The organism is Halomonas sp. MMSF_3323, from assembly GCF_030733595.1.
GTDB lineage: Bacteria > Pseudomonadota > Gammaproteobacteria > Pseudomonadales > Halomonadaceae > Halomonas > Halomonas litopenaei.
Genome location: NZ_JASHIT010000015.1, coordinates 1 through 25,055 on the forward strand (window position 1 = coordinate 1; position 25,055 = coordinate 25,055).

At 63.3% G+C, this 25,055-nt stretch carries 20 protein-coding genes; 11 read left to right on the top strand and 9 right to left on the bottom strand.

Annotated elements, in window-relative coordinates; genetic code table 11:
* The first annotated feature begins 253 nt into the window (after window positions 1–253).
* Window positions 254–1,546, top strand: coding sequence for an MFS transporter (locus RBB39_RS09440; protein WP_045991470.1), 1,293 nt, complete (start codon window positions 254–256; stop codon window positions 1,544–1,546).
* A 14-nt stretch (window positions 1,547–1,560) separates the two neighbouring features.
* Here RBB39_RS09440 and RBB39_RS09445 read toward each other — a convergent pair whose 3' ends face one another.
* The 3 genes from RBB39_RS09445 to RBB39_RS09455 form a co-directional block, all read right to left on the bottom strand.
* Complete coding sequence (locus RBB39_RS09445) at window positions 1,561–2,319, bottom strand: DUF1338 family protein (protein ID WP_045991469.1); 759 nt, start codon at window positions 2,317–2,319, stop codon at window positions 1,561–1,563.
* A gap of 237 nt (window positions 2,320–2,556) precedes the next feature.
* Complete coding sequence (locus tag RBB39_RS09450; RefSeq protein ID WP_045991468.1) at window positions 2,557–2,820, bottom strand: GrxA family glutaredoxin; 264 nt, start codon at window positions 2,818–2,820, stop codon at window positions 2,557–2,559.
* Between the two features lie 187 nt (window positions 2,821–3,007).
* On the bottom strand, window positions 3,008–3,838 hold the full coding sequence (locus tag RBB39_RS09455) for an inositol monophosphatase family protein (RefSeq protein WP_045991467.1): 831 nt from the start codon (window positions 3,836–3,838) through the stop codon (window positions 3,008–3,010).
* Window positions 3,839–3,959: 121 nt separating this feature from the next.
* Between RBB39_RS09455 and hybE the strand changes: the two genes are divergently transcribed.
* Entirely contained in the window at window positions 3,960–4,379 is a 420-nt protein-coding gene (gene hybE / locus RBB39_RS09460; protein ID WP_045991466.1) for a [NiFe]-hydrogenase assembly chaperone HybE, read from the top strand.
* A gap of 141 nt (window positions 4,380–4,520) precedes the next feature.
* On the opposite strand, the gene RBB39_RS09465 is transcribed toward hybE, so the two are convergent.
* Both RBB39_RS09465 and RBB39_RS09470 read right to left on the bottom strand, forming a co-directional pair.
* Window positions 4,521–5,762, bottom strand: a complete 1,242-nt coding sequence (locus tag RBB39_RS09465) for a TRAP transporter large permease subunit (RefSeq protein WP_083970212.1) — start codon at window positions 5,760–5,762, stop codon at window positions 4,521–4,523.
* The gene (locus RBB39_RS09470; protein WP_124804723.1) at window positions 5,759–6,214 is read right to left on the bottom strand and encodes a hypothetical protein; all 456 of its coding nucleotides are present in this window, start codon (window positions 6,212–6,214) and stop codon (window positions 5,759–5,761) included. The genes RBB39_RS09465 and RBB39_RS09470 overlap by 4 nt, the downstream gene beginning before the upstream one ends.
* 658 nt (window positions 6,215–6,872) lie before the next feature.
* Between RBB39_RS09470 and RBB39_RS09475 the strand changes: the two genes are divergently transcribed.
* Window positions 6,873–7,640: a 3-hydroxybutyrate dehydrogenase gene (locus RBB39_RS09475; protein ID WP_371931868.1), complete on the top strand. Its 768-nt coding sequence runs from the start codon at window positions 6,873–6,875 to the stop codon at window positions 7,638–7,640.
* A 345-nt stretch (window positions 7,641–7,985) separates the two neighbouring features.
* Here the strand turns inward: RBB39_RS09475 and RBB39_RS09480 are convergent, their stop codons facing one another.
* Both RBB39_RS09480 and RBB39_RS09485 read right to left on the bottom strand, forming a co-directional pair.
* Window positions 7,986–8,525 (bottom strand): response regulator transcription factor, encoded by a 540-nt coding sequence (locus RBB39_RS09480; RefSeq protein ID WP_045991464.1) that lies wholly within the window; start codon window positions 8,523–8,525, stop codon window positions 7,986–7,988.
* A gap of 21 nt (window positions 8,526–8,546) precedes the next feature.
* Window positions 8,547–9,806, bottom strand: coding sequence for an ATP-binding protein (locus RBB39_RS09485; protein WP_045991463.1), 1,260 nt, complete (start codon window positions 9,804–9,806; stop codon window positions 8,547–8,549).
* A gap of 316 nt (window positions 9,807–10,122) precedes the next feature.
* Here RBB39_RS09485 and RBB39_RS09490 point away from each other — a divergent pair, with 316 nt between their 5' ends.
* Window positions 10,123–11,406: an efflux RND transporter periplasmic adaptor subunit gene (locus RBB39_RS09490; protein ID WP_045991462.1), complete on the top strand. Its 1,284-nt coding sequence runs from the start codon at window positions 10,123–10,125 to the stop codon at window positions 11,404–11,406.
* Entirely contained in the window at window positions 11,403–14,555 is a 3,153-nt protein-coding gene (locus RBB39_RS09495; protein WP_260425376.1) for an efflux RND transporter permease subunit, read from the top strand. The genes RBB39_RS09490 and RBB39_RS09495 overlap by 4 nt, the downstream gene beginning before the upstream one ends.
* Window positions 14,556–14,700: 145 nt before the next feature.
* Here the strand turns inward: RBB39_RS09495 and RBB39_RS09500 are convergent, their stop codons facing one another.
* Window positions 14,701–16,254, bottom strand: coding sequence for an alkaline phosphatase (locus tag RBB39_RS09500; protein WP_052704238.1), 1,554 nt, complete (start codon window positions 16,252–16,254; stop codon window positions 14,701–14,703).
* A 311-nt stretch (window positions 16,255–16,565) separates the two neighbouring features.
* On the opposite strand from RBB39_RS09500, the gene RBB39_RS09505 reads away from it, so the two are divergent.
* Both RBB39_RS09505 and RBB39_RS09510 read left to right on the top strand, forming a co-directional pair.
* Complete coding sequence (locus RBB39_RS09505) at window positions 16,566–18,155, top strand: peptide chain release factor 3 (protein WP_045991460.1); 1,590 nt, start codon at window positions 16,566–16,568, stop codon at window positions 18,153–18,155.
* Window positions 18,156–18,231: 76 nt separating this feature from the next.
* Window positions 18,232–19,011 carry a TatD family hydrolase gene (locus RBB39_RS09510; protein WP_124804725.1) on the top strand — a complete coding sequence of 260 codons (780 nt, stop codon included), beginning with the start codon at window positions 18,232–18,234 and terminating at the stop codon, window positions 19,009–19,011.
* Window positions 19,012–19,065: 54 nt separating this feature from the next.
* On the opposite strand, the gene RBB39_RS09515 is transcribed toward RBB39_RS09510, so the two are convergent.
* Window positions 19,066–20,094: a folate-binding protein YgfZ gene (locus tag RBB39_RS09515; protein ID WP_083970211.1), complete on the bottom strand. Its 1,029-nt coding sequence runs from the start codon at window positions 20,092–20,094 to the stop codon at window positions 19,066–19,068.
* A 190-nt stretch (window positions 20,095–20,284) separates the two neighbouring features.
* On the opposite strand from RBB39_RS09515, the gene RBB39_RS09520 reads away from it, so the two are divergent.
* The 4 genes from RBB39_RS09520 (at window position 20,285) to RBB39_RS09535 (ending at window position 24,872) form a co-directional block, all read left to right on the top strand.
* The gene (locus RBB39_RS09520; RefSeq protein ID WP_045991458.1) at window positions 20,285–20,482 is read left to right on the top strand and encodes a hypothetical protein; all 198 of its coding nucleotides are present in this window, start codon (window positions 20,285–20,287) and stop codon (window positions 20,480–20,482) included.
* Window positions 20,482–20,901, top strand: a complete 420-nt coding sequence (locus RBB39_RS09525) for an OsmC family protein (RefSeq protein WP_045991618.1) — start codon at window positions 20,482–20,484, stop codon at window positions 20,899–20,901. The genes RBB39_RS09520 and RBB39_RS09525 overlap by 1 nt, the downstream gene beginning before the upstream one ends.
* A 77-nt stretch (window positions 20,902–20,978) precedes the next feature.
* Window positions 20,979–23,009 carry an excinuclease ABC subunit UvrB gene (gene uvrB, locus RBB39_RS09530; RefSeq protein WP_045991457.1) on the top strand — a complete coding sequence of 677 codons (2,031 nt, stop codon included), beginning with the start codon at window positions 20,979–20,981 and terminating at the stop codon, window positions 23,007–23,009.
* A gap of 357 nt (window positions 23,010–23,366) precedes the next feature.
* Entirely contained in the window at window positions 23,367–24,872 is a 1,506-nt protein-coding gene (locus RBB39_RS09535; RefSeq protein WP_045991456.1) for a fumarate hydratase, read from the top strand.
* Window positions 24,873–25,055: the final 183 nt, after the last annotated feature.

A 25,055-nucleotide genomic window follows, 5' to 3' on the forward strand; every position in this document is an offset into this window, starting at 1 on the left:
TTACGCCGGGCCGCTGGCGTTTGCGAGACCCTGTCGCGGTTGCCGAATTTATGACCATCTTGAGTCCGGTGCCGCAGTGATCGGGCTTTTGGACGGTTCAAACGCCTTGATGCACAGCTTTATCCACAGAATCTGTGGATGAACCTCGTGGGAGGGATGGAGACTCGAGCCCTGGCAGGTACAATGCGGCGCCCAGGTCACTGGTCGAGACGGGCTCTCGGCCGGCCATTCGCCATCGCCACGGAGGTCTGTGTTGCGCGCACTCCCTGCCACTCTCCCGGTTCTGTTCCTGTGTGAGATCAGCTTCCTGCTGGGTCACGGTCTGATCATGACCCTGCTCGGGGTCCGCATGTCGCTGGAGGGCTTCCCCTCCCAGATGGCGGGGCTTCTGATGTCGAGCTTCTCGCTGGGGTTCGTGGCCGGAAGCTACTGGCTCGAGAAGCGCATTCGCAGCGTCGGCCATATTCGCGTGTTCGCCGCCTGTGCGGCGTCGCTGGCGGTTACCGCCATGCTTCATGGACTGTGGATCAATCCCTGGGCCTGGCTGGTCTGGCGGCTGATCGGGGGTGGTGCCACGGCGGGCCTGTTGATGGTCATGGAGTCCTGGGTGTCGGGGGAGTCCAGCAACGATAATCGCGGTCGCGTTCTGGGCTGGTACATGGTGATTTCGACCACCTCGCTGGCCGGCGGCCAGTGGATGCTCAATCTGGCCGACCCGGGCGGCCCGGTACTGTTCTCGGTGGTGGGGATGCTGTTTGCGCTGTCGCTGGTCCCGTTGTCGATTCATCGTATCCAGGGGCCCAGTCGTCACCACGACGTGACGCCGCGCAAGATTCGTCTGTCGACCCTGTATCGGCGGGCGCCGGTGGGCCTGGTCGGTGCCTTTACCGGCGGCCTGATGGTGCAGGCGTTCTTCGCCATGACTCCGTACTACGGTCAGGAGATCGGCCTGACCACTGCCCAGACCGCCAAGTTCATGGCGGTTACCACCCTGGTGGCGCTGGTCGCCCAGTGGGGGCTGGGACGGGTTTCGGATCGACTCGACCGGCGTCGCGTCATTCTGTGGATGGCGATCGTAATGACCGTCACCGGTGCTCTGATCTCGGCGGCGGCCGGTGCCAGCTTCTGGCTGCTGCTGGCGATCGCCTGCGGCCACACTGCCATGCTGCACACCCTGTATTCGCTCAGTCTGGCCCATACCAATGACTGGCTCGAACCCGAGGAGGTGGTCGCTGCCAATGCCAAGCTGATGATCTGGTACGGCATCGGCTCGGTCATCGGGCCTTTCAGTGCCTCGCTGGTGATGCAGGCGGCGGGTCCCGACGGGCTATGGCTGTTTCTCGGCATGGCGGCCTTTGCCCTGGCCATGTTCGTGATGGTCAGGCTCCACGGTGAGCGGGGCAAGTCGGTCGAGCAGGAGCCCTTCGTCGCTCAGCCGGTGATGGAGACTCCGCACTTCGCCGAGATCGATCCCCGCTACGAGCCCCAGCAGCTTGAGCTGGACCTGGAGGGTGAAGAAGAGCACACAGCCGACGCCGTCGGCTGACGCCACGCCCGGCGTCAGGTGATTTCGCAGCGGCTGTGGGGTGGCAGCATCACGTCGGCGGTGCGTTGCTGGCCCGCACTGGCCTGTTTTTCCAAGAGCAGCAGGCCGCCGAGCTGCACCCGATGTTCATCTCCCAGGGCGAACGCCAGACGCCGAGAACAGGTCGGGTAGAAGCGGTGTTCGACCATCGCCGACAGGGGGAGCGCCAGATCCTCGTTCTGTCCGGCGTGCAGGCCATGTTGCTGGAGTGCCTGGTCCAGCTCGACCAGGCTTCTGTCGAGTCTGCGGCAATCGAAGGCGACGTGATGCACCCGGGGGCCCATGACCGCCAGCCAGCCGGCCAGTGGATGGGCGCGATGAAGCTGCTGGTAGCTGTCCCAGTCAGGCATCGACCAGGGGCGGTTGGCGCCAAGCAATGGGGTTCGTTCTGCGTTGCCGGTGGCGACCAGCTTCAGCAGAGTATCGCGAGGCTGGCGCGACAGACGGGTGGTCTGCAGCTCGACGATGTTCAGTCTCGGCCCTTCTTCACGGCCGGCGAACAGGCAGGCGAGCAGGCCTCGGTCGGGCAGGGCGTAACGATATAGAGGGCGGTAGCCGTGCTGTTCAAGAGCCGGCAACAGGGAGGCCAGGCTCCAGGGGGACTGGCTCACGGTGACCAGCGTGAAGCACTCGACCGGCGCATCCACCGGCCACAGGCGCAGCGCACCGATGTCAGGGTGCTGATGGACGTAGTCCAGCCACAATTGCTGAACGAAGCGCTGCTGCTCTGTCATTGCCGATCCTTGCCTGCCAGGAAGCCTGTTCTGTGAGTATAGGCAGGAAGGAGGGACGATCTTTCAACGACGGGCGAACGTTCAACGGTTTCGGCGGCCAGACGGGTGAGGGCAAGCTCTGTTGGCCAGGATGGGCAGGGCAGGTGGCATGACCAGGCGCACGTTTCGTGGGGTCTTCAGCAAAAAAACGGGAAGCCCATGTGGGCTTCCCGTCTTGTTACCGGCTGTGCCGTCGGTTCAGGCAGGCATCAGCTCATTGTCGCGAACGTACTGGTCGAATTCGGTGAAGCCGCCCACGTGGGTCTGGTCGACGAAGATCTGCGGCACGGTGGTGACCGGCTTGCCGATGGTCTTTTCCATATCGGCCTTGGTGATGCCTTCTTCGTGAATGTCCACGTAGCGGTAGCCCTCGATGCGACCGGCGTCGCTCAGAGAGTTGGCGAGCTCCTTGGCGCGTACGCAGAAGGGGCAGCCGGGGCGACCGAAGATGACAACAATCATGAAAGCTCCTCGCATCGTTGATGCAGTGGGTAGTGTTGAATCAGCGACCTGTCCGACGCCATGCGGCGGGACGGTCAATGAGTAAGTGGATGGCGCGCATTGTGACGGATTGCGTCGCGGAAGGCCAATAGCGTTGCTGAATGCCGTTCGATCGAACACGGCTATCGGCATGGCGAAAAGTCGACGCTCAACCGATACCGATATCGCGCAATTCCCCTGCGTCGGCCTGGCGCAGCAGCTCTCCGAGTTCGTCGAAGATCGCCGGGGCGCTGACCAGCAGGTTCTCGCCGTAAAGGTCCTCGGGCAGGCCCTCCGGGCAGGGATACAGGTGCCCGGTGCGGGCGCCGGCCTCTCGGGCGATCAGCCAGCCTGCGGCGAAATCCCAGGGAGAGACGGTTTCGTAGTAGGCGTCCAGGCGACCACAGGCGACATCGCACAGATCCAGGGCGGCGGCGCCGTTGCGACGCACATCGCGACAGTGGTGAAGCACCGCGCCAAGGCGTCGCATCAGGGGCAGACGGCTATCACGCCGGTACGGAAAGCCGGTACCGACCAGGCTCTGCTCGAGGGACTCGCTCTGGCTTGCGCTGATCGACTGTCCATTGCGCCAGGCGCCCTTGTCGCGTATTGCGGTGAAGGTCTCGCCGAGGAAGGGGGCATGGACCACGCCCAATTGGGTGACCCCATCCTTGACGTAGGCGATGGACACCGCCACATGGAAGAGTCCGTGGGCAAAATTGACGGTACCATCGATGGGATCGACCACCCACAGGGCGCCATCTTCTTCCACGGCATCCTTGTCGGGGGCCAGCTCCTCGCTGAGGCGGTCCTCGCCGGGGAAGGCCGATTCCAGGCGTTCGGTGATCATGGTGTCCACCGCCACGTCGGTATCGGTGACCAGCTCCTGGCCTTCCTTGAAGTGATGCTTGAGGTCGTCACCTTCGCGGGCATCGCGGATCATCTTGCCAGCCGCCGTGGCGATGTCGATGGTGGCTTCCAGACGTTCCTCGAGGGTCATGGGCGACTCCTTGCAGGGGGAGGGATTTTGGCTGAAGTCTAACATTCCCGTTCGGCGCGTGCCTGTGGGTGTCGAGGACAGTAACGGGGAATCAAGGGTTCAACAGTGACAGGAAGGTGTGATGTCGGCGTTATCGATGGAGCAGTACCGGCGGCTGGAACGTCTTGCCAGGGAATTCAGTGATCGTCACCTGCAGGCGTTCAAGGCGCGCCCGGAGTTTCACCCCCGGCTTGCGGTGGATGCCTTGTGTTTTGCGCCCTGTCCTGGCCGTCCTGGATGGCTGGTTGGCGCCTGGCTGACGCCCTGCGACCTGTCGCTGGCGCTGGTGCGGGAATCCGCCGAGGCGTGCGATACGGGCACGGCCGGGCCTCAGGTGCTGGAGCTGCCAAGGGGGGAATTCGAGCTGGAGCCGGAAATCATGGCCGGGGACATATTGTGGCGCTGCCTGCTGTTGAACGACCTTGGCGATGTCGACGACATGGGCGAGGCCTGTCGCCTGGCACAGCGGCTGATGGACAAGGTGATGACGGCCCCCGAGTGAGTCGACATGATAGCAGTCACTGTCCGGGGGCATGGCTGTGGGTGGCTTTGTTACATTATTGATAAAAGTGCTGTCTTGGTCGTGACTTTATATCGTTTTTATCAGTGAATTCCTGGTAATGGTTGATTGATATATTTTTATTTATTGGCTCAATGTACAGCTTACTACAATAAATATTGAAATAGAGACTATGAGGAGATAGCCTGATGCAAGGCTGTGACATCGCGATGGTGTGCCTTGTTCGCTTGTTGGACGCTTGTAGAGTTCGACCAAGAGCTGTGCAAAGAGGGCCCCGATACTGGTCAGGGAAATCATGAAAAAACCAAGCTGGAATTCGTCTATACCAAGCTGGTCGGTCAAGGGATAGACTAGCGGTGTCAAGATGATCAGTGCAGCGACGGCTCTTGTCAAACAGGCTGTCACCACCACCGCAGTAGCAACGATAAGTAGTGTGGAGTAGGTGGTGCTGTCAAGGGAAAGCGCTGTTTCGATAATGCGGTCCGAAATTCCAGAGTGCTGAAGACTCGCGTTGAGTAATCCGGAAAATCCAATTGTTACTATTATCACAGATGAGGTTATTGATGATTGAATCAAGATTCTGCGTATGTCGCGTAGCGCTAAGGTTCTATGGATAAATAATGCTCCGAGTAAAGCATGGATGACAGCCAGCATCGCTGCTTCCGAAAAACGGAATATGTAGGAGCTTACCCCACCAATCACAATCAAGGGTATCGCTAGATCCCATATGGCAGAAAATACTGAAAACAGAAAAGAGGGCGAACGGAGGTTTCCATCATGGTATGAGCGTGAATGAGTGTTCTGATATGTACAGATGATGGTCAGAATAGCGGATAGCACGAGTATTGCTGGAACCAGCTTTGGATACACGTCACTGGCTAGCATGTAAGAGACTGATATAAAAACGGCAGCAAGAACCGATAGCGCTGTAAATGCACTCACAATTGTCGGGATAGCTCTATTGGTTCGGTATTGCGGTGCGTGGCCAAGGTTGTTTGACGTGCCTGATAACAATTGCGTGACAGGCCCATGACTACTTGCAGTGTCTGGTTCGGATGCCGTGTCTGAAACCGTCTGCGACAGAGGGGTAGCGTCTTTCACGATGCCGAAGACGCCAAAGGTGAGACTCTTCAAGCTGGCACTGACTCTTCCATGAGTGATGAGATCTCCGGTTACGATGAGTAAAGGGATGGCTTCCAACTGCAGACTCTGCATATTGTGCAAGAACTGAAAAGTGACTAGTCCATAAGTCAGGTCTTGCGTCTCGATTAGACCAACGCCCACTACCCCTATCACGAAGATGACGGGAACTCCAAGTACTAGAAGTTCTGCCAGGACAGCAAACACCAGACTCAAGGGGGTCATTGAGTGATCGCCTCAGTTGGTGGTGTCGTAAACCATGCTCGTGAAAATGCAATCAAGGAGGTGTAGCTCATCATCATAAACATGATAGGTAGCATTGTCTGGCCCAAGGCGCGAAGATTTTCCTCATAAAATATGTGTTCTATGTTTGCAAGCAGGAGATTTTCATGGAAAAGGTAGGTTAGTATGATCATGATCTTCATTGTCGCTAATTGAGCGAGAATCATGATCTTGTTCCTTGCACTATCGGGGAGCGTGTTCGCGATGTATGTAAGGGCGAAATAGCACCCCCGTCGATGAGCCATTGTTGCTCCTGGAAGCACGATGCAGATTGTGAGCAAATCAACGAGTCCAAATGGATAGTTGATTGTATTGAGGAAAAGTCGGTAAACTGCTCCAAAAGCGATCAGCAGGAATAGGCTGATCATTGCAATAAGAATCAGGTATCCAGTCATTCTATCGATTTCCTGATCTATTTTTTGCATCGCTATCAACATGGCGAATGTGTTCTCGTCTGGTTGGATGGAATTGATGATTTCCTTGGACAGCGTTGGAAAGTGTTGTTTGATAAAAGGTTTGTGTTGTCGGTAGGGTCAGAATATTTAATGGAAGGGGTGTGGCGTAAATACATTCTGTCCATATCCCGCTCCCTGTTTATGATTTACGGGCAAATTTTATACTCTTGAAAGACAACTTCCCTGCCGTGGAAATAAAAGAGGTATCTCCTGCGTGCGACAAGGGTCGTGGGGGGATCGTGTTATCCCGATGTTGTCAGGTCAACAAATACTTATGCTTTGATATGATGTGGATCAATAGCAGCGCACGGCTGCATATATGTTGTGCTCAGCTAAATATACATATTGAGTTTCAGGCCGGTCTGCAGACGATGTACTGTCGTCTGCCTGTGGCCAGGAATCCTGTCGCTTGGCACAGCGGCTGATGGACAAGGTGATGACGGCCCCCGAGTGAGCGATCGAGACCTTTGTCCGGCTGGCGCTGCAATGCAGCACTAGCATATGCTGGGATGCTGATGTAGGCGTTGGCAGGAATCACCATCAGAAAGACGCCACCCGTTCGACGGGTGATGTGTTGCAGACCCAGAGGAGAGCAATAGTGAGCGATCATTCCACTCCCAGAGTTGCCCTGGTGACCGGCACCAGCAGCGGCATCGGTGCGGCGGTCGTCGCCCATCTGCGTGCTCAGGGGCATCAAGTCCTGGCGGTCGACTTCAACCCGGCCGGACGGGAGGTGGCCGAGGCCGAGGGTGCGGTCTTCCACGAGGCCGATCTGACCCAGGCCGAGGCCTGTTGCGGCGCCGTCGATGAAGCCCTGAGGCGTTTCGGGCGGCTGGATATTCTGGTCAACAACGCCGGCATCCAGCACGTCGCTCCCATCGAGGAGTTCCCCCAGGAAAAATGGCGTCAGATCATCGATCTGATGCTGACCGCGCCCTTCCTGCTGACCCAGGCGGCCTGGCCGTCGATGCGCGAGAATGGTTGGGGGCGCATCGTCAATATCGCCTCGGTCCATGCCCAGGTGGCCTCGCCCGGCAAGGCCGCCTACATCAGCGCCAAGCATGGCATGATCGGGCTGACCAAGACGGCTGCGCTGGAAGGCGGCGCCCAGGGCATCACCGCCAACGCCCTGTGTCCGGCCTACGTCAAGACGCCACTGGTGGACAATCAGATCGCCGACCAGGCCAGACTCCATGGGATGGAGGAGCAGGAGGTGATCGAGCAGATCATGCTCAAGAATGCCGCCGTGAAGCGCTTGATCGACCCCTCCGAGGTGGCGAGCCTGGTCGGGTATCTTGCCTCGGATGCGGCCGGTGCAGTCACCGGCGCCAGCTGGAATATCGATCTGGGCTGGACCGCCCAGTAGAGCACGCTGTTGCAGAGCCTCCGTTGCAGAGCCTCTGTTGCAGACCCCCTGGCGCTTGGCCCTTCGTGTTGAGAGTCTGGGCGTAAAATGCACGGGCGCAAAGACCTCTGATCTAGAGGCGCCTGGCGCAATGAAGGACGGTAGGGAAGGCCGGTAGAGAGAAGGACGGTAGAGAAGGACGGAGAGACACCCGACGTCGGGCATGCACTAGCGTGCTGAGCTCAAACAAGAGACGCAGCCCTTGGGCTGCGTCTCTTTTGTATCGGGTGTCCGCTGTATCGGGCGTCTGCTTTAGCGCGGGGCTACTGTCTCGAGAGCTATCACCAGCGGCGTACGAAGGTTTCATCAACGCCGGACAGGGCGCTTCTGCAACTTTCGCTGCAGGGTGCGACGGTGCATGCCGAGCGCCCTGGCGGTGGCCGAGATGTTGCCGTCGTGTTCCTGCAGCACCTTCTGGATATGCTCCCAGGTCAGGCGGTTGATCGACGGCGGGTTGTCTGCCACCTCGGTCTCGGGATTGCCCTCACGCTGTTCCAGGGCGCTGAGTACCTCGTCAGCGTCCACTGGCTTGCACAGGTAGTTGACCGCCCCGAGCTTGATCGCCTCCACCGCTGTGGCGATGCTGGAGTAGCCGGTCAGCACCACGATGCGGCAGTCGGGAACCACCTCCAGCAGTTCGGGCAACAGCTTCAACCCCGAGTCCTGGTCGAGCTTGAGGTCCAGGGTGGCGACCTCAGGCTGGTGGCGACGCGCCAGTTCCAGCGCCTGGGTGGCGTCATGGGCCACCTCGACCTCGTGGCCGCGGCGCTGCATGGCACGTTCGAGTACGTGGCAAAAGACCTCATCGTCATCGATGATCAGTAGCCGGTGTGCGGTGTCTTGCATGATGTCCTCGTGAATGGAGACTCAGCCGACGCGGGGCAGGGTGACCTCGGTCAGGGTGCCGCCGTCGTGATGATTATACAGACTGACGCCCCCACCGAAGCGATTGATGGTGGCGTGGGTCAGGAACAGACCGATCCCCAGTCCCTTGCTCTTGGTCGACACGAAGGTCTCGCCGAGCTGGTCGGCGATCGACATGGGGATACCTGGTCCATGATCGCGGATATCGATGATCACCTTGTCGGCGGTCCAGTCGAGCTGGATCTCGATATCGTCTGGCTGGGCGTCGGCGGCGTTGTTCAGCAGGTTGGTCAGCGCCTGGTCCAGGGTGGTATCCACCGCGATCGATGGCTGGCCGCGTCTGCGTGCGACCTCAAGGCGATGGGTAACGTCCGGGCGCAGCACCAGCCAGCGGTCGATCACGCCGTCGAGCCAGCTCTGGGCGTCGCGGGTCTCTGGCTCGTCCTTGCGCCGGAGGTCGGCGCTTTCGACCAGGTTGCGCAGGCGCGCCTTGCAGGTGTCAACCTGCTGGCGCAAGAGGTCGATATCTTCCACCAGCCTGGGGTCGTCGTGGTGTTCGTTCTTGAGTTCGGACAGCACTACCGCCATGGTCGACAGCGGCGTGCCGAGTTCGTGGGCGGTGCCGGCGGCCTGGGTCGCCACCGCCAGCACCTGTTCCGAGCGCAGCGCCGCCTCGCGAGTCCGAGCCAGGGTCTGGTCGCGATGGCGCAGGGCGTGGGCCATCTTGTAGATGAAGAAGGTTACCAGGCCTGCCGACAGGAAGAAGTTGAGCCACATGCCGAGCACGTGAAGGTTGACGCTGGAGGCATAATGGGAGCCCAGCTGTGGCACCGGATGGTAGACCACCATCAGGGCGCTGTAGGCGGCCATGGCGGTGAGTGCCAGGATCCAGGCGTGACGCCAGGGCAGGGTGGCGGCGGCGATGGTCACCGGCACCAGATAGTAGGTGATGAAGGGGTTGGTCGCACCGCCGGTAAAGTAGAACAGCAGGGTCAGCCCGGCCACGTCCAGCAGCAGGTGAATCAGGTACTCGTGATGGCTGACATCCCTGGGCCGGCCCAGGCGCCACCAGGTGGCGATATTGATCAGGCCCATGGCGACGATCACCGCGATCACCGCAGGAACGTCGAGGGCGAAGTCCAGGAGCTCGATGCCGACGATGATGGCGACCAGGAAGCCGGTCCAGGTGATGCCGCGTACAAAGGTCAGGCGGATCAGATTGCGGTTGGGCGTCGACAGTGGCAATGGAAGGGCGGCAGGCATGATCTCTCCCTCGATGAGTGGCGGCATGATAGCGCATCGCAGGGCCGCCCGTCGTGGCGTGCGCGCAACAGGCCTGGCGCCCGAATCGGCGGGTTCGGCCTGGGGTCATGCGCACCAGGGATAAAGTCGTTGGCGGCGAGCGATTGCGTCGTGCCCTCGGCTGGGCAACAGTGGCAGGAGCCTGTGCAGCGAAGACGCCAGGTGGTGTCTTCGACGTGACTGTCGGCTTGAGCACACTACCAAGTGGCTTTATCGGCATGCGTTGACACAGCGCTTCAACTGCAAAGGGCGCGGTCTGAACAAGGGAATGGATGGAATGCTGAAGCGACTGCTACCGATCGTGGTTCTGGCGATTGGCGTGGGTGGGTTCTGGCTGTTGAAGGTGACGCGGCCGGCGCCGCCTCCGGTAACGGTGGAAGAACGCGAGTGGCCGGTCGCCGCCATGACGCTGTCGCTGGGCCGCCACGCACCGACCCTGGCGCTCTACGGCGAGGTGCTGGCGCCGGATCGCCTGAGGCTGGTGGCGTCGCTGGATGGCCACGTCGGGCAGCGCCCGGTACGTGATGGTGACCGGGTCGAAGAGGGCGACCTGCTGGTAGCCCTGGCCGAGGAAGACGTGGTGCCGGTGGTGACGCGGGCCGAGGCGGAGGTGGCACGGCTGGAGGCCGAGATCGAGGCGGAAAAGATTCGCTTCGAGAGCGATCGACAGGCGCTGGCTCGGGAACAGTCGCTGCTCGACAACGCCCGCAGTCAGCTCGAGCGTATGCGCTCGCTGGTGCGGCGTAATCTGGCCTCCCGGGCCGAGCTTGACGCCGACGAGAACGAAATCGCCCGAGCCCAGGTGACGCTGGTCAGTCGCCAGGGCGAACTCGACGGGCACCCCGCCAGGCTGACCAGTCTCGAGGCCCAGCGGCGCCAGGCCGAGGCGTCGCTGGCCGAAGCCCGTCGCGATGCGCGAAGGGCCCGGGCCGAAGCGCCTTTTGCCGGTATCGTCACCGCGGTGGAAGTCGCGCCGGGCGACCGGGTGCGCGAGGGTGACGCCCTGCTCGATCTGATCCCGCTCGATGGTCTCGAGGTACGTGCCCGGGTGCCCAGGGGCGTGCAGTCCGAACTGGTGTCGAGCCTGGCCGATGGCGCTCGCCCTGAGGCCGTCGACGACGAGGGCGGGCGCTATCGGCTGAGGGCACTGTCGGGCCAGGGGGACCCCGCCGGCACCGAGGCCATCCTCGAGGTGGTGTCCTCACCGGCCCGTCTGCGGCCTGGTTCGCTGGTATCGCTGTCGCTGGCCCGTCCCGAGGTGGCCGACAGTGCGGCGATACCCTTCAGCGCCCTGTACGGTGCCGATCGGATCTACGTCATCGAGCAGGGGCGCCTGCGGCCGATTGAGGTCAGGCGTCACGGCGAGACCAGCGGGCCTGACGGGGGCTCCTGGGTGATCGTCAGCGGTGAGGGTCTGGCCGACGGCCAGCGCCTGGCCACCACCCATCTGCCCAACGCCATCGAAGGATTGAGAGTGGTGGACCTGGCTGGCCAGAGGTCTGGTGAGTCTGTGAGCTCACCGTCCGCGGGCGACGATGTTCGGGCGGAGACCGGCCCGTGAGCGAAGATACCCAACCGAATGCCCCCAGAGGCCCGATCGGCTTCTTTGTCCGCCACCGGGTCGCGGCCAACCTGGTAATGCTGGTGATGCTGATCGGCGGCGCCCTGGGCCTGTCGCGGATGAACATTCAGTTCTTCCCCGATTTTGCGCTGGACATCGTCTCGGTGCAGACCGTCTACAGCGGCGCCTCGGCGGAAGACGTGGAGCAGGGCATCACCATCCCGCTGGAGCAGCGCCTGCGCAATCTCGATGGCCTGAAGCGGATGACCTCGACTTCGGCCCAGGGGGTGTCGAGCATTACCCTGGAGTTCTACGAGGGTACCGACCCGGTGCTGGCGCTGGATGATGTGCGCGAGCAGGTCGATGGCTTCACCAATCTGCCCGGGGACGCCGAGGAGCCGCGCGTTTCGCGGGCCCAGAACTTCGAGCCGGTGGCCCGCCTGATACTGTCCGGTGACGTCGATCGCGAGGCGCTGCGTCGGCTGGCCCGTCGCTTCGAGGACGAGCTGTTGTCGGCCGGGATCGATCGGGTCGAGCTGGTCGGGCTGCCGGAGCAGCAGATCAGCGTGGAGGTGCCGGTGGAGCGGCTTGGCGAGCTGGACCTGAGCCTGCCGGAGATCGCCGAGCGCATCGAGGGACTGTCGCTGGACCTGCCCGCGGGGCTGCTTGGCAGTCAGGATGGCGAGCGCGAGCTGCGCGCGGTGGAACAGCGCCGCAGCGCCGAGGAGTTCGCCGATATAGCGGTGCGCGGGGGCCAGCGGGTGCGTCTGGCGCTCGGTGACATCGCGGTGATCCGCCAGGAGAACCGTCCGCGACAGGTGGAGGTGCTCCACCATGGACAGCCGGCGGTGGAGCTGATGCTGCAGCGCTCGGAGAGCGGCAACTCACTGGCCGCCGCCGAGGTGCTCAATGGCTGGCTGGAGCAAACCCGCGCGGAGCTGCCGGAGAGCATCACGCTGGAGGTCCACGACGAGACCTGGCAGCTGATCGCCGATCGCATCGGTCTGCTGATCAACAATGGCCTGGGCGGCCTGGTGCTGGTACTGGCGCTGTTGTATCTGTTTCTTCCGGCGCGGGTGGCGCTGTGGGTGGCCATCGGTATTCCCACCGCCTTTCTCGGTGCCCTGGCGGTGTTCTGGGGCATCGGCGGCTCGGTCAACATGATCTCGCTGTTTGCCCTGATCATGGCGTTAGGGGTGATCGTCGATGACGCCATCGTCGTCGGCGAGGACGCCGATGCTCACTTTCGAGCAGGCGAGGCGGCACGCCTGGCCTCGGCGGGTGCGGCCCGCAGGATGCTGTGGCCGGTGGTGGCGTCGTCGCTGACCACCGTGGCGGCCTTCATGCCGCTGTTGATGGTGGGGGGAATCATCGGCAACATCCTGCGCGACATTCCGGTGGTGATGATCTGCGTGCTGGTAGCCTCCTTGCTGGAGTGCTTCGTGGTGCTGCCGGCCCACCTGCGCAACGCCTTCTCACCTCGCGCCGGCGGCGAGCGCCGCCCGGGGCCGCTGGGGCGTCTGCGAGGTGCCTTCGACAGCGGCTTCGATCGTTTTCGCCAGGGGCCCTTCCGACGCTTCTCCGCCAGCACCCTGCGCCATCGGGCGCTGACCTTGAGCGCGGCGCTGGCGCTGGTGCTGGTGACGGTGGGACTCCTGGCGGGCGGGCGTCTGGCGTTCAATTTCTTCCCCACGCCGGAGCCGAACATCCTCTACGCCAACCTGAGCTTCGTCACCGGCACCTCTCGAGATAGGGTCGAGGACTATCTGGCCACCATGCAAAAGGCCCTCGACGACACCGAACAGGCCCTCGGCGGGGATCTGGTGCGCAGCGCCGTGGTGCGCGTGGGTGGCACCCTGTCCGCCGACGCCAGCGGACGGACCGGTGACAATGTCGGCTCGATCATGGTCGAGCTGGTGCCGTCCGACCGGCGCTCGGTGCGCAATCTGCCGTTTATCCGTGCCTGGCGAGAGCGTCTGTCCGAGGTCCCGGGACTCGACACCCTGTCCATCGTCGAGCGCAGCGGCGGGCCACCGGGGCGTGACGTCAACGTGCGCCTGGTCGGCGAGTCCGCCGAGTCGCTGAAGCGGGCGGCGGAATCACTGACCCGCAGCCTCGGACAGTTGCCCGGGGTGCTGGAGCCCGAGGACGACATGCCCTGGGGGCGCGAACAACTGATCTACTCGGTCAACGCCTATGGTCAGGCGCTGGGCCTGACCACCCGGGAACTCGGGCGCCAGTTGCGGGCAGCCTTCGATGGCGTGCTGGTGCAGACCTATCAGGACGGTGCCGACGAGATCGAGGTGCGGGTGCTGCTGCCGCAGGACCAGCGTGAGCACCTGGCGACCCTGCCGCGGCTGATGGTGCGAGTGGACGATGGCCGCCTGGTGCCATTGGACCAGGTGATGGCGCTGGATCACCGCCAGGGCTTCGAGGCGCTGCGTCACGCCGATGGCCGTCTGGCCGTGGAGGTGAGTGCCGATCTCGACACCGAGGTGACCAACACCGCCACGGTGGTCGAGGCGCTGCAAGCCGAGGTGCTGCCGGCGCTGACCGAGCGCTACCACCTGAGCTACACCTTCGAGGGCCAGGCGGCGGACCAGCGCGATACCTTCGCCGACATGCGTACCGGCCTGATCATCGGGCTGGGCCTGATGTATGTGGTGCTGGCCTGGGTATTTGCCTCCTGGAGCCTGCCGCTGATCGTGATGGCGACCATTCCGCTGGCGCTGGTGGGGGCTTTGCTGGGCCATTGGGTGATGGGGCTGGATCTCACCATCCTGTCGATGTTCGGGCTGTTCGGGCTGTCCGGGATCGTGGTCAACAATGCGATCATCCTGGTGACCTTCTATCGTCACGAGCGTGACGCCGGGCGGGATATCGACGCGGCTCTCAACGAGGCGGTGGTGCAGCGGGTCAGGGCCATGTTCCTGACATCCCTGACGACCATCGGTGGACTGACGCCACTGCTGTTCGAGACCTCGCTGCAGGCCCAGTTCCTGATCCCCATGGCGGTGACCATCGCCTTCGGCCTCGGTGTCTCGACCCTGCTGGTGCTGGCGGTGATCCCGGTACTGCTGAGCTACCTGGAACACCTCAAGGCCGCGTTGGCCTCACGGACATCACGTCACACCACGTCTGAGGGCTAGGCCGCTATAGGGGGGGCGCGGTCGGACCTGCGCATGGTGGGCCTGTCGTGCGCTCCATTGGGCCCGTGGCCTCAGGGGCAAAGGACAAGCGCCGCTTTGACGGCGGCGCTGTCGGGTCTTGGCAGCGACAGGCGGCATCGCCTGACTAGCTGGCCTGCTGGGGCGTCAATACCTGCTGGTGCAGGCTGTTGCCCTCGGTGTCCTTGAGGGTGACGGTGAGCGCCAGGCTGTCGCCATCCAGGTCCACCTGGCCGAAGAACTGAAAGCCTTCGCTGGGCGGCAGGTTGGCTCGACCATCGGCGGGGGCCTTCTGGAACACCACTTCCGGGCCAAAGGTGGCGTCCAGGGTATTGGGGCCGAAGGTGCCGGCGTGCAGCGGGCCGCTGACGAATTCCCAGAAGGGCGTGAACTGCTGGAAACTGGCACGTTCCGGCGCATAGTGATGGGCGGCCGTGTAGTGGACATCGGCGGTCAGCCACACCACGTTGGCGATGGCGTTGTCGTGGATCGCCTTGAGCAGTCTGGCGATCTCGTGCTCGCGCCCGGAAGGGGCGCCACCCTCGCCATTGGCCACCGCTTCGAAGTGCTCGCCGTCGGCGACTACCAGGCCCACCGGCATGTCGGAGGCGATGATCTTCCAGGTGGCCGTCGAGGCCTTCAGCGCCGCGATCAAGTCGTCCACCTGGCGAGCCCCCATCAGGCTTGAGGCCGGGTCGTCTGCGCCCTGGGTATTGGTGCTGTTGGCCGCGCGATAGGTACGCATGTCGAGCATGAACACCTCGAGTTCGGGGCCGTAGGTGAAACGACGGCGAATCATCTCCGGGGCCTCGGGGCGCTGACGGATCGGCATCGACTCGAGGAAGGCGCGGCGGGCACGCGCCGCCAGCAGCGAGACGTTCTTCTCGGTGTAGCGCGGATCATCGAGGATCTCGCCGGGGTACCAGTTGTTGACGGTCTCGTGGTCGTCCCACTGGGCGTACATCGGCACCTCGGCGTTGAAACGCTTGAGGTTGTCGTCCAGAAGGTTGTAGAGGTACTGGCCGCGATACTCGTTCAGGGTCTCGGCCACCTTGCTCTTTGCTTCGGTCATGCGGTTGCGCCAGACGCTGCCGTCCTCCAGGTTCACGCTTTCTTCGAGCGGGCCATCGGCGTAGATGGTGTCGCCGGAGTGCAGGAAGAAGTCCGGCGACTGCTTGAGCATGGTGTCGTAGATGCGCATGCCGCCGCGGGATTCGTCGATGCCCCAGCCCTGGCCGACGGTATCGCCCGACCACACGAAACGTATCGAACGGCGTGAACCTCCCGGCATGACCAGCCGGCCGATGACCGGCTCGCTGACGGCGCGGTCGTCGCCGAGGGCGGCGAAGCGCACGCGGTAGAACACCTCCGGCAGGTCGGCAAGGCCAGTGACGTCGAGCTTGGCGGTCAGCCCGCTGGCCGGCAGGGCGGTGGGTCCCTGCAGGGTACGGGCGTTGTTGAAGGCAGCGTTGTCGGCGATGTCCAGCAGCATCCGCGAGGGGCGGTCGGCACGCGACCAGATGATGGCGCGGTCGGTGCCGACGTCGCCGCTCATTACCCCGGAGGTGATCACGGGCCGACGGGATTCGGCCAGCACGATGCCGGGGGCGGCGGTGATCAGGCCGAGGCCGGCACCGGCCTTGAGGCCGAGTCCGAGAAACTGGCGTCGGGTGGGTTGCATGGGGCTCTCCTTGTCGTTGCGTCCGGTGGTCTTGGCGGGGTGGCACGTCGCCCTTCACGGGGGGGCGGTCGCGGCCAGTCACCTAGCATTGCGGCCGTCGATGACAGCTTGATCGCGGATCTATTGCATTAATGCGAAGCGCAATCAACCGCAGAGCCGCAACGAAACGCGAGGGGGCTCGATAGAGAGGATGATGGTGCCAGTATAGTCAGATGCAGCCAGGGCCCCTGTCGCGGTATCATGGCGCCCTTGCGCATGGGGGCCTTGTCCCCGTGCCCCACTTTTTTACGAGCAAGCAGGCAACCGTCTCCATGTCCAACCCCAAGCAGGCCCAGGAAACCGGGCTTCGGCGCACCTTTGCCATCATCAGCCACCCGGACGCGGGCAAGACCACCATCACCGAAAAGATGCTGTTGTTCGGAAACGCCATCCAGCTGGCCGGTTCGGTAAAGAGCAAGCGTGACGATCGCCACGCCACCTCGGACTGGATGAAGATGGAGCAGGAGCGCGGTATCTCCGTGACCACCTCGGTGATGCAGTTCCCCTACGGCGGTCGCATGGTCAACCTGCTCGATACGCCGGGCCACGAGGACTTCTCCGAGGATACCTACCGCACCCTGACCGCGGTGGACTCAGCGCTGATGGTGATCGACGGCGCCAAGGGCGTCGAGGACCGCACCATCAAGCTGATGGAGGTCTGCCGCCTGCGCACCACGCCGATCCTCACCTTCGTCAACAAGATGGACCGCGACATCCGCGACCCCATCGAGGTGATGGATGAGGTCGAGACGGTGCTCAATATCAAGTGTGCGCCGATGACCTGGCCGATCGGCATGGGGCGTCAGTTCAAGGGCGTCTACCACCTCTACAATGACGTCATCCACCTGTACACCCAGGGGCAGGGCAACCGGATTCCGGAAGACAAGCGCATCGAAGGCCTCGATAGCCCCGAGGTGGACGAGGTGCTCGGCGAGGATCTGGCCGAGGAGCTGCGCATGGAGGTCGAGCTGGTGCGCGGTGCCTCCCACAGCTTCGACCTCGAGGCCTATCGCCGTGGCGAGCTGACGCCGGTGTACTTCGGTACCGCCATGGGCAACTTCGGCGTGCGCGAGATGCTCGATGGCTTCGTCGAGTATGCGCCGCCGCCCCAGGCGCGGGAAACCGACGTGCGCGAGGTGCCGGCCGAGGACGAGCGCTTCACCGGCTTCGTATTCAAGATCCAGGCCAACATGGATCCCAATCACCGTGACCGCATCGCCTTCCTGCGGGTGTGCTCGGGCAAGTACCAGAAGAACATGAAGATGCGCCATGTGCGCATCAACAAGGACGTCAAGATCGCCGACGCCCTGACCTTCATGGCCTCCGATCGTGCCCACGTGGAAGAAGCCTGGCCCGGTGACATCATCGGCCTGCACAACCATGGCACCATCCAGATCGGTGACACCTTCACCCAGGGCGAGGACATGCGATTCACCGGCATTCCCCACTTCGCCCCGGAGCTGTTCAAGCGGGTCAGGCTCAAGGACCCGCTGAAGATGAAGGCCTTGCAGAAGGGCCTGCAGCAGCTGTCGGAGGAGGGCGCCACCCAGGTATTCATGCCGTTGGACAACAACGACCTGATCCTTGGCGCCGTCGGTACCCTGCAGTTCGATGTGGTCGCCCATCGCCTCAAGGAAGAGTACAAGGTCGACTGCATGTATGAAGGGGTGAACGTCAATACCGCCCGCTGGATCTACTGCGACGATCCGAAGATGCTCGAGGAGTTCAAGCGCAAGGCCAGCACCAACCTGGCCATCGACGGCGGTGGCTACCTGACCTATATCGCCCCGACCCGGGTCAATCTGCAGATGACCCAGGAGCGCTGGCCGGATATACGGTTCAGGGAGACCCGCGAGCACTGAGGAGACACCGGAAAAACTGCTGCGCTCGAATCGCACGCGACGTTTTTACGGCGCCTCCGTGGAAAGAGGAGCTCTGATGCTGATCGACGCCCACTGCCACCTCGACTTTGCCGACTTCGACGCCGATCGCGACGCGGTCCTGTCCAGGGCCAGGCGGGCGGGCGTCGAACAGCTGGTGGTCGCGGGTACCCACCGTGACGCCTGGCAGGGCACCCTGGAGCTGGCCGAGCAGACGGGGTTGCACGCCTGTCTCGGTCTGCATCCGGTGTTTCTGGAGCATCATCGGCTGGATGGCGAGGATGACGACGTCAGCGCGCTGGGCCAGGCGCTGGAGGCCCACCCTCGCTGCGTCGCCCTGGGGGAGTGCGGGATCGATGCGCGTTTTGGCGACACCCTCGATCGCCAATGGCACTTGTTCGATGCCCAGCTCAGGCTGGCGCGGGATCTGCGCCTGCCGGTGGTCATTCACTGTGTGCGTGCCAACGACGACGTCGCCAAGCGTCTGGCCCAGTTCGGGCTTCCCGCAGGGGGCCTCATCCATGCCTTCGCCGGCTCTCCGGAGCAGGCGAGGCGCTTTGTCGATCTGGGGTTTACGCTGGGGCTCGGTGGGGCGGTGACCTATCCCCGGGCCAGGAGGGTGCGCCGGGCGGTGGCGTCGCTGCCCGATGACGCCTACGTGCTGGAGACGGATAGCCCTGACATGCCGTTGTCCGGCCACCAGGGCGAGCGCAATGAACCTGCCCTGGTGGCCGAGGTGTGTCGCCACGTGGCCGAGATCAGAGGTCAGGCACCGCAAACCGTGGCGCTGCACTCCAGTGACAACGCCCGCCGGCTGTTCGGCCTGCCGCCGTCCTGACAAGGGCGCCGGCAGGAATATCGCCCGGATCGAATTACCCAGGCGTCATCGGTGTCAGACCAGACTCTCTGGGTCGAGGCGATCGATGGCGTAGGGCAGGTGCAGCAGCTTCAGACGTTGATCCTCGCAGCTGAGGGCGGCCTCATCGGCGCGGGTATTCAGCACCGCCAGTACCTCGGCCTGCCCATAGGCATCGAGGGCGCTTGCCACCACCTCGCCCTGGCGCTTGCCGCTTTCGTCATTCACCTCGCTGCCCAGCGGTGGCAGTCGAGTCCCCTCTAGCTGGGCGCGATACAGGCGCTTCTTGACCTGGCCGCGGAAGTGGGCGCGGGCCACCACTTCCTGCCCGGTGTAGCAGCCTTTCTTGAAACTGATGCCTGCCAGCGCCTCCCAGTTGAGCATCTGGGGCAGGTAGGCATCCTGCTGATCGGCATCGATGAAACACAGCCCCGCCTGGATATCCGCCAACCGCCATACCTGGTTGCCCACCGGCTGACACTGCTCGATCAGGCGCGAGAACAAGGCCTCTGCCTGGTCTTCTGGCAGCATGATCAGGTAGCGGGGGCGAGGGCCAGGCTGGCCGAGCACCAGGGTGTCGCCGTGGCTCGCCTGGCGCCAGGGATCGGGCGGTGTCAGGTCGCAGTCGACCTCGGTCAGGGCGGGTGCTTCCTGGCCGATCAGGCCGATCAGCGCCAGGTCATCCCGAGCCGTCAGCTCGGCCTTGTAGAAGGCGGCGAACTTGCCCAGGTGCTGGGCCAGCGGAGCCACCAGACTGCGATGCAGCACGATCCTGAAGCGTTCGTCGTCGACCTTCATCAGCTGGCCGTTGGCCAGCATGCGGCCCTTGGGGGTGCAGAAGCAGGTCAGCGGGGCGAAGTGGCCATTGGCGTGGGCGAGCTGGGCACTGGTCTGGCCCTGCAGAAAGCGCTCAGCGTCGGGGCCGACCACGTCCAGCGCGCCGAGATGGACCAGCGGGGTGGCCACGGTGCTGTCCAGGGCGAGGCGGGCCGCGTCGGGGGTGTCGAAGTCGACCTGGTCCGAGCCGGTCAAGCGGCCGCCGTGGGCGGTGATCCAATCCGTCATGAGCAATCCTGTCGCGCGTATCGAAAAAGGTGAAGTTTGCGCCTGTCAGCAATGTGAGGGTGAGACGCCCCTTTTGCAAGGTACGGGCAGAAGAACCCGCACGGGGTGTCGTGCTAAGCTTTTCCACCAGTTTCAAGCTTGCGTTACGATCTTCGGTCCTTCCGCTTTACCCGCCAAGGAGGCGCGCCTCATGTCCCAGCAATCCCTGACCTTCCAGGGCGTCGACAACGCCGACCAGGTCAATCAGATCACCACCGCCTTGATGATGCTTGACGGCGTCGACAGCGTGGAGGTCGGCCGCCATGGCGCCGAGGTGGAAGGGCGCGCGCGTCGCGAGGCCCTGATCGAGGCGATCAAGCGACTCAAGCTCGGCATCGAGGTGAAATGATGAGTATCGAGATTACTACCGAGAAGGATGGCAAGCTGCGCCAGCGGGTCAGCATCGAAAGCTTCGACGACCTGCTGGTCGATGTGCCCACCGCCTTCGGTGGCGATGGCCTGGCGCCGGACCCCCACGACTACTTCGATCTGTCGCTGGGGGCGTGCAAGGCGATCACCTCGCGCATGTACGCGCAGCGCAAGGAGTGGCCGCTGGAAGGCGTCAGCGTCACGGTCACCAGAGACGAGCGCGACGAGCGCAAGGGCGTCTATCGGCTCGATGTGGCGATGACCTTCCACGGCATCGAGGATCCCGAGCGGCTGGCACGGCTGGAGGAGATCAGCCACAAGTGCCCGATCCACCGCTTGATGACCACTTCCACGGTGGAAATCACCACGCGAACGCTGGCGCCAACGGCCCAAACCTGACGTCGGCGAGCGTGCGCGAGACTTGAAGTCGGCGTCAGCCGCCCCGATCTGGGTGGTGTCCCCCAGCAGGAGTCATGATGAGCAAGTCCTTTCGTCTGTCGTCGAAGTTCCAGCCTGCCGGTGACCAGCCGAGCGCTATCGAAAGCCTGGTCGGGGGGCTCGATTCGGGTCTGGCCCACCAGACCCTGCTCGGGGTGACCGGTTCGGGCAAGACCTTCACCATGGCCAACATCGTCGAGCGGCTGCAGCGGCCGACCATCGTCATGGCGCCGAACAAGACCCTGGCGGCCCAGTTGTACGGGGAGTTCAAGGCGTTCTTCCCGGACAACGCCGTGGAGTACTTCGTATCCTACTACGACTACTACCAGCCCGAGGCCTATGTGCCCTCGTCGGACACCTTCATCGAGAAGGACGCCTCGATCAATGACCATATCGAGCAGATGCGACTGTCGGCGACCAAGGCCCTGCTGGAGCGTCGCGATGCGCTGATCGTGGTGTCGGTGTCGGCGATCTACGGTCTGGGTGATCCGGACCAGTATCTGAAGATGCGCCTGCACTTCACCCGCGGCGAGCTGATCGATCAGCGCGGCTTTCTGCGTCGTCTGGCGGAACTGCAGTACACCCGCAACGACATGGACTTCAAGCGCGGTACCTATCGGGTACGTGGCGACGTCATCGATATCTTTCCGGCCGACGCCGAGGACGAGGCGGTCAGGGTGGAGCTGTTCGACGACGAGATCGACACCATCAGCCTGTTCGATCCGCTGACCGGCGAGGTACGTGGCAAGGTGCCCCGCATGACCATCTACCCCAAGAGCCACTACGTGACCCCGCGGGAGACCATTCTGGCGGCGGTGGATCGGATCAAGGAGGAGCTGGCCGAACGACTGACCTTCCTGCGCAAGGAAGATCGCCTGGTCGAGGCCCAGCGCCTGGAGCAGCGTACCCTCTACGACATCGAAATGATGATGGAGCTGGGCTACTGCAACGGCATCGAGAACTACTCGCGCTACCTGTCCGGACGCAACCCCGGCGAGCCGCCCCCCACCTTCTTCGACTACCTGCCCGCCGATGCGCTGCTGTTCATCGACGAGTCCCACGTCAGTGTGCCCCAGGTGGGCGGCATGTACCGCGGCGACCGCTCGCGCAAGGAGACCCTGGTCGAGTACGGTTTCCGCCTGCCGTCGGCCCTGGACAACCGTCCGATGAAGTTCGAGGAGTGGGAGCGGATTTCACCCCAGACCATCTTCGTCTCGGCCACGCCGGGTCCCTACGAGGCCGAGCACGCCGGCCAGGTGGTGGAGCAAGTGGTACGTCCCACCGGCCTGCTGGATCCCGAGATCGAGGTGCGTCCGGCCTCGACCCAGGTGGACGACCTGCTGTCGGAGATCCGTTTGCGCACCGCCGTGGGCGAGCGGGTGCTGGTCACCACCCTGACCAAGCGGATGGCGGAAGACTTGACCGAGTATCTCGACGAACACGACGTCAAGGTGCGCTACCTGCACTCGGATATCGACACGGTGGAGCGGGTCGAGATCATCCGCGACCTGCGCCTGGGCAAGTTCGACGTGCTGGTCGGTATCAACCTGCTGCGCGAGGGCCTGGATATCCCCGAGGTGTCGCTGGTGGCGATCCTCGACGCCGACAAGGAAGGCTTCCTGCGCGCCGAACGTTCGCTGATTCAGACGGTGGGGCGGGCCGCGCGTAACGCCAACGGCAAGGCGATCCTCTACGGCGACCGCATCACCGACTCGATGCGCAAGACCATCGACGAGACCGAGCGGCGCCGCGCCAAGCAGACGGCACACAACGAGGAACACGGCATCACGCCGCAGACGGTGACCCGCTCGGTGGCGGATATCCTCGAAGCTGCCCAGGCACCGGGAAGCCGCAAGACTCGTGGACGCAAGGGCGAGCGCAAGGTGGCCGAACCGGAAGCGGTCTACGATCCCGCCAGCCTGTCGCCGGAAGAGCTGCGCAAGGAGATGACACGGCTCGAGGACGCCATGAGCGAGGCTGCCGCCAATCTGGAGTTCGAAGAAGCGGCGCGCCTGCGCGATCGCCTGCATGGGCTCAGAGAGCGTCAGCTGGCGCTCGGGGCGGTATAAAGGAGGCAGCGAAAGCGGGGCGGGCGAACCTGGCAGTCCGTCCTGCCGTGACCACGCTCCTGGTGCCTTTATTAGAATTTTATACCGTTATCTTGCCCGATTGACCTGATGTTCCGCCTGGCTGCCCTGGCTGGCGCATCTTGTTCAATGGGCGCAGCGCAGGCTCGTTCTCCAGAGTGAGGTGGGATCTCCGCCAGCCGGCAAGCAAACGCCGGGTCAGTAGCGCGTTAAACGAACCGGCACAGACGGCTGCCGAGCCGTGGCGTAATGCGCTACACTACGGGCCCTCGCAAGCCCGCCATGTCGCCTACGGGACGCCAAGAGAGCGGGCGTATCGACCCAGCCAAGGAGTCTGCCATGACCGTGATCCGCCAGGACGACCTCATCACGAGTGTCGCCGATGCCCTGCAGTACATCTCCTACTACCACCCCAAGGACTTTATCGACGCCATGGCGGCCGCCTACGAGCGGGAGGAGAATCCGGCGGCGAAGGATGCCATCGCCCAGATCCTGATCAATTCGCGGATGTGTGCCACCGGCCATCGTCCCATCTGCCAGGATACCGGCATCGTCACGGTCTTCGTCCATGTGGGCATGAACGTGCGCTTCGAGGCCGACATGAGCCTCGATGACATGATCAACGAAGGGGTGCGCCGGGCCTACAACTTCCCGGACAATGTGCTGCGCGCCTCGGTGCTGGCCGACCCCGACGGCAAGCGTCAGAACACAAAGGACAACACTCCGGCGGTGATCCACCACAAGCTGGTGCCTGGCGACACCGTCGAGGTTCACGTGGCGGCCAAGGGCGGCGGCAGCGAGGCCAAGTCCAAGTTCGCCATGCTCAATCCCTCCGACTCGGTGGTCGACTGGGTCATGGAACAGCTGCCGAAGATGGGCGCTGGCTGGTGTCCGCCCGGCATGCTCGGCATCGGCATCGGCGGAACCGCCGAGAAGGCCATGGAACTGGCCAAGGAAGCCCTGCTCGATCCGATCGACATCCAGGACCTCCAGGCCAGGGGCGCTGCCAACCGCGCCGAGGAGCTGCGCCTGGAGCTGTTCGACAAGGTCAACCGCAGCGGCATCGGTGCCCAGGGGCTGGGTGGCCTGACCACGGTGCTCGACATCAAGGTCAAGGATTACCCGACCCACGCCGCCAACAAGCCGGTGGCGATCATCCCCAACTGCGCGGCGACCCGGCATGCCCACTTTACCCTGGACGGCAGTGGCCCGGCGGCGCTCAAGGCGCCCAAGCTCGAGGATTGGCCGGAGATCACCCGTGAAGCCGGTGGCAACGTCAAGCGCGTCAATCTCGATGAGGTCACCCCGGAAGAGGTGAAGACCTGGCAGCCGGGCGATACCCTGTTGCTCAACGGCAAGCTGTTGACCGGGCGCGACGCGGCGCACAAGCGCATGGTCGACATGCTGGCCAAGGGCGAGTCGCTGCCGGTGGATCTGAAAGGGCGCTTCATCTACTACGTGGGGCCGGTCGATCCGGTCGGTGACGAAGTAGTGGGGCCGGCTGGACCGACCACCGCCACGCGCATGGACAAGTTCACCCGCACCATGCTCGAGCAGACCGGACTGTTGGGCATGGTCGGCAAGGCCGAGCGTGGTCAGATCGCGATCGAGGCCATCCGTGACAACCAGGCGGTGTACCTGATGGCGGTGGGTGGTGCGGCCTACCTTGTGTCCCAGGCGATCAAGGCCTCCAGGGTTGTCGGTTTCGAGGACCTGGGCATGGAAGCCATCTACGAGTTCGAGGTGGAGGACATGCCGGTGACCGTGGCGGTGGACAGCCAGGGTTCATCGGTGCACCAGACCGGTCCGGCCAAGTGGAAGGAAATCATCGCCGAGAGCGTCTGATCTCCCCATGCCATGTCTCGCCCCGGTGCACGGCGAGACACGATAGGCGGCCCCGTCATCTGGCGGGGCCGCCTGCGTTACGGGTATGCTGAAGTCCGCAATAACGCTAGGCGCTGTCCGAAAAGTCGACGAGCGAAGGTTAGACAAGGCAAAAATCGGTGAGAAAGCGCAGTTTACGGGGTG

Excerpts from the sequence above, each read along its gene's own strand:
- RBB39_RS09485 (WP_045991463.1), bottom strand. The coding sequence starts at position 9,806 with ATGCCTGCCGCCCTTCCATTGCCACTGTCGACGCCCAACCGCAATCTG.
- RBB39_RS09480 (WP_045991464.1), bottom strand. The coding sequence starts at position 8,525 with ATGCAAGACACCGCACACCGGCTACTGATCATCGATGACGATGAGGTC.
- RBB39_RS09520 (WP_045991458.1), top strand. The coding sequence starts at position 20,285 with ATGTCCCAGCAATCCCTGACCTTCCAGGGCGTCGACAACGCCGACCAG.
- RBB39_RS09470 (WP_124804723.1), bottom strand. The coding sequence starts at position 6,214 with ATGACTGGATACCTGATTCTTATTGCAATGATCAGCCTATTCCTGCTG.
- RBB39_RS09465 (WP_083970212.1), bottom strand. The coding sequence starts at position 5,762 with ATGACCCCCTTGAGTCTGGTGTTTGCTGTCCTGGCAGAACTTCTAGTA.
- RBB39_RS09500 (WP_052704238.1), bottom strand. The coding sequence starts at position 16,254 with ATGCAACCCACCCGACGCCAGTTTCTCGGACTCGGCCTCAAGGCCGGT.
- RBB39_RS09535 (WP_045991456.1), top strand. The coding sequence starts at position 23,367 with ATGACCGTGATCCGCCAGGACGACCTCATCACGAGTGTCGCCGATGCC.
- RBB39_RS09450 (WP_045991468.1), bottom strand. The coding sequence starts at position 2,820 with ATGATTGTTGTCATCTTCGGTCGCCCCGGCTGCCCCTTCTGCGTACGC.
- RBB39_RS09515 (WP_083970211.1), bottom strand. The coding sequence starts at position 20,094 with ATGACGGATTGGATCACCGCCCACGGCGGCCGCTTGACCGGCTCGGAC.
- uvrB (WP_045991457.1), top strand. The coding sequence starts at position 20,979 with ATGAGCAAGTCCTTTCGTCTGTCGTCGAAGTTCCAGCCTGCCGGTGAC.
- RBB39_RS09455 (WP_045991467.1), bottom strand. The coding sequence starts at position 3,838 with ATGACCCTCGAGGAACGTCTGGAAGCCACCATCGACATCGCCACGGCG.
- hybE (WP_045991466.1), top strand. The coding sequence starts at position 3,960 with ATGTCGGCGTTATCGATGGAGCAGTACCGGCGGCTGGAACGTCTTGCC.
- RBB39_RS09510 (WP_124804725.1), top strand. The coding sequence starts at position 18,232 with ATGCTGATCGACGCCCACTGCCACCTCGACTTTGCCGACTTCGACGCC.
- RBB39_RS09525 (WP_045991618.1), top strand. The coding sequence starts at position 20,482 with ATGAGTATCGAGATTACTACCGAGAAGGATGGCAAGCTGCGCCAGCGG.
- RBB39_RS09445 (WP_045991469.1), bottom strand. The coding sequence starts at position 2,319 with ATGACAGAGCAGCAGCGCTTCGTTCAGCAATTGTGGCTGGACTACGTC.
- RBB39_RS09490 (WP_045991462.1), top strand. The coding sequence starts at position 10,123 with ATGCTGAAGCGACTGCTACCGATCGTGGTTCTGGCGATTGGCGTGGGT.
- RBB39_RS09505 (WP_045991460.1), top strand. The coding sequence starts at position 16,566 with ATGTCCAACCCCAAGCAGGCCCAGGAAACCGGGCTTCGGCGCACCTTT.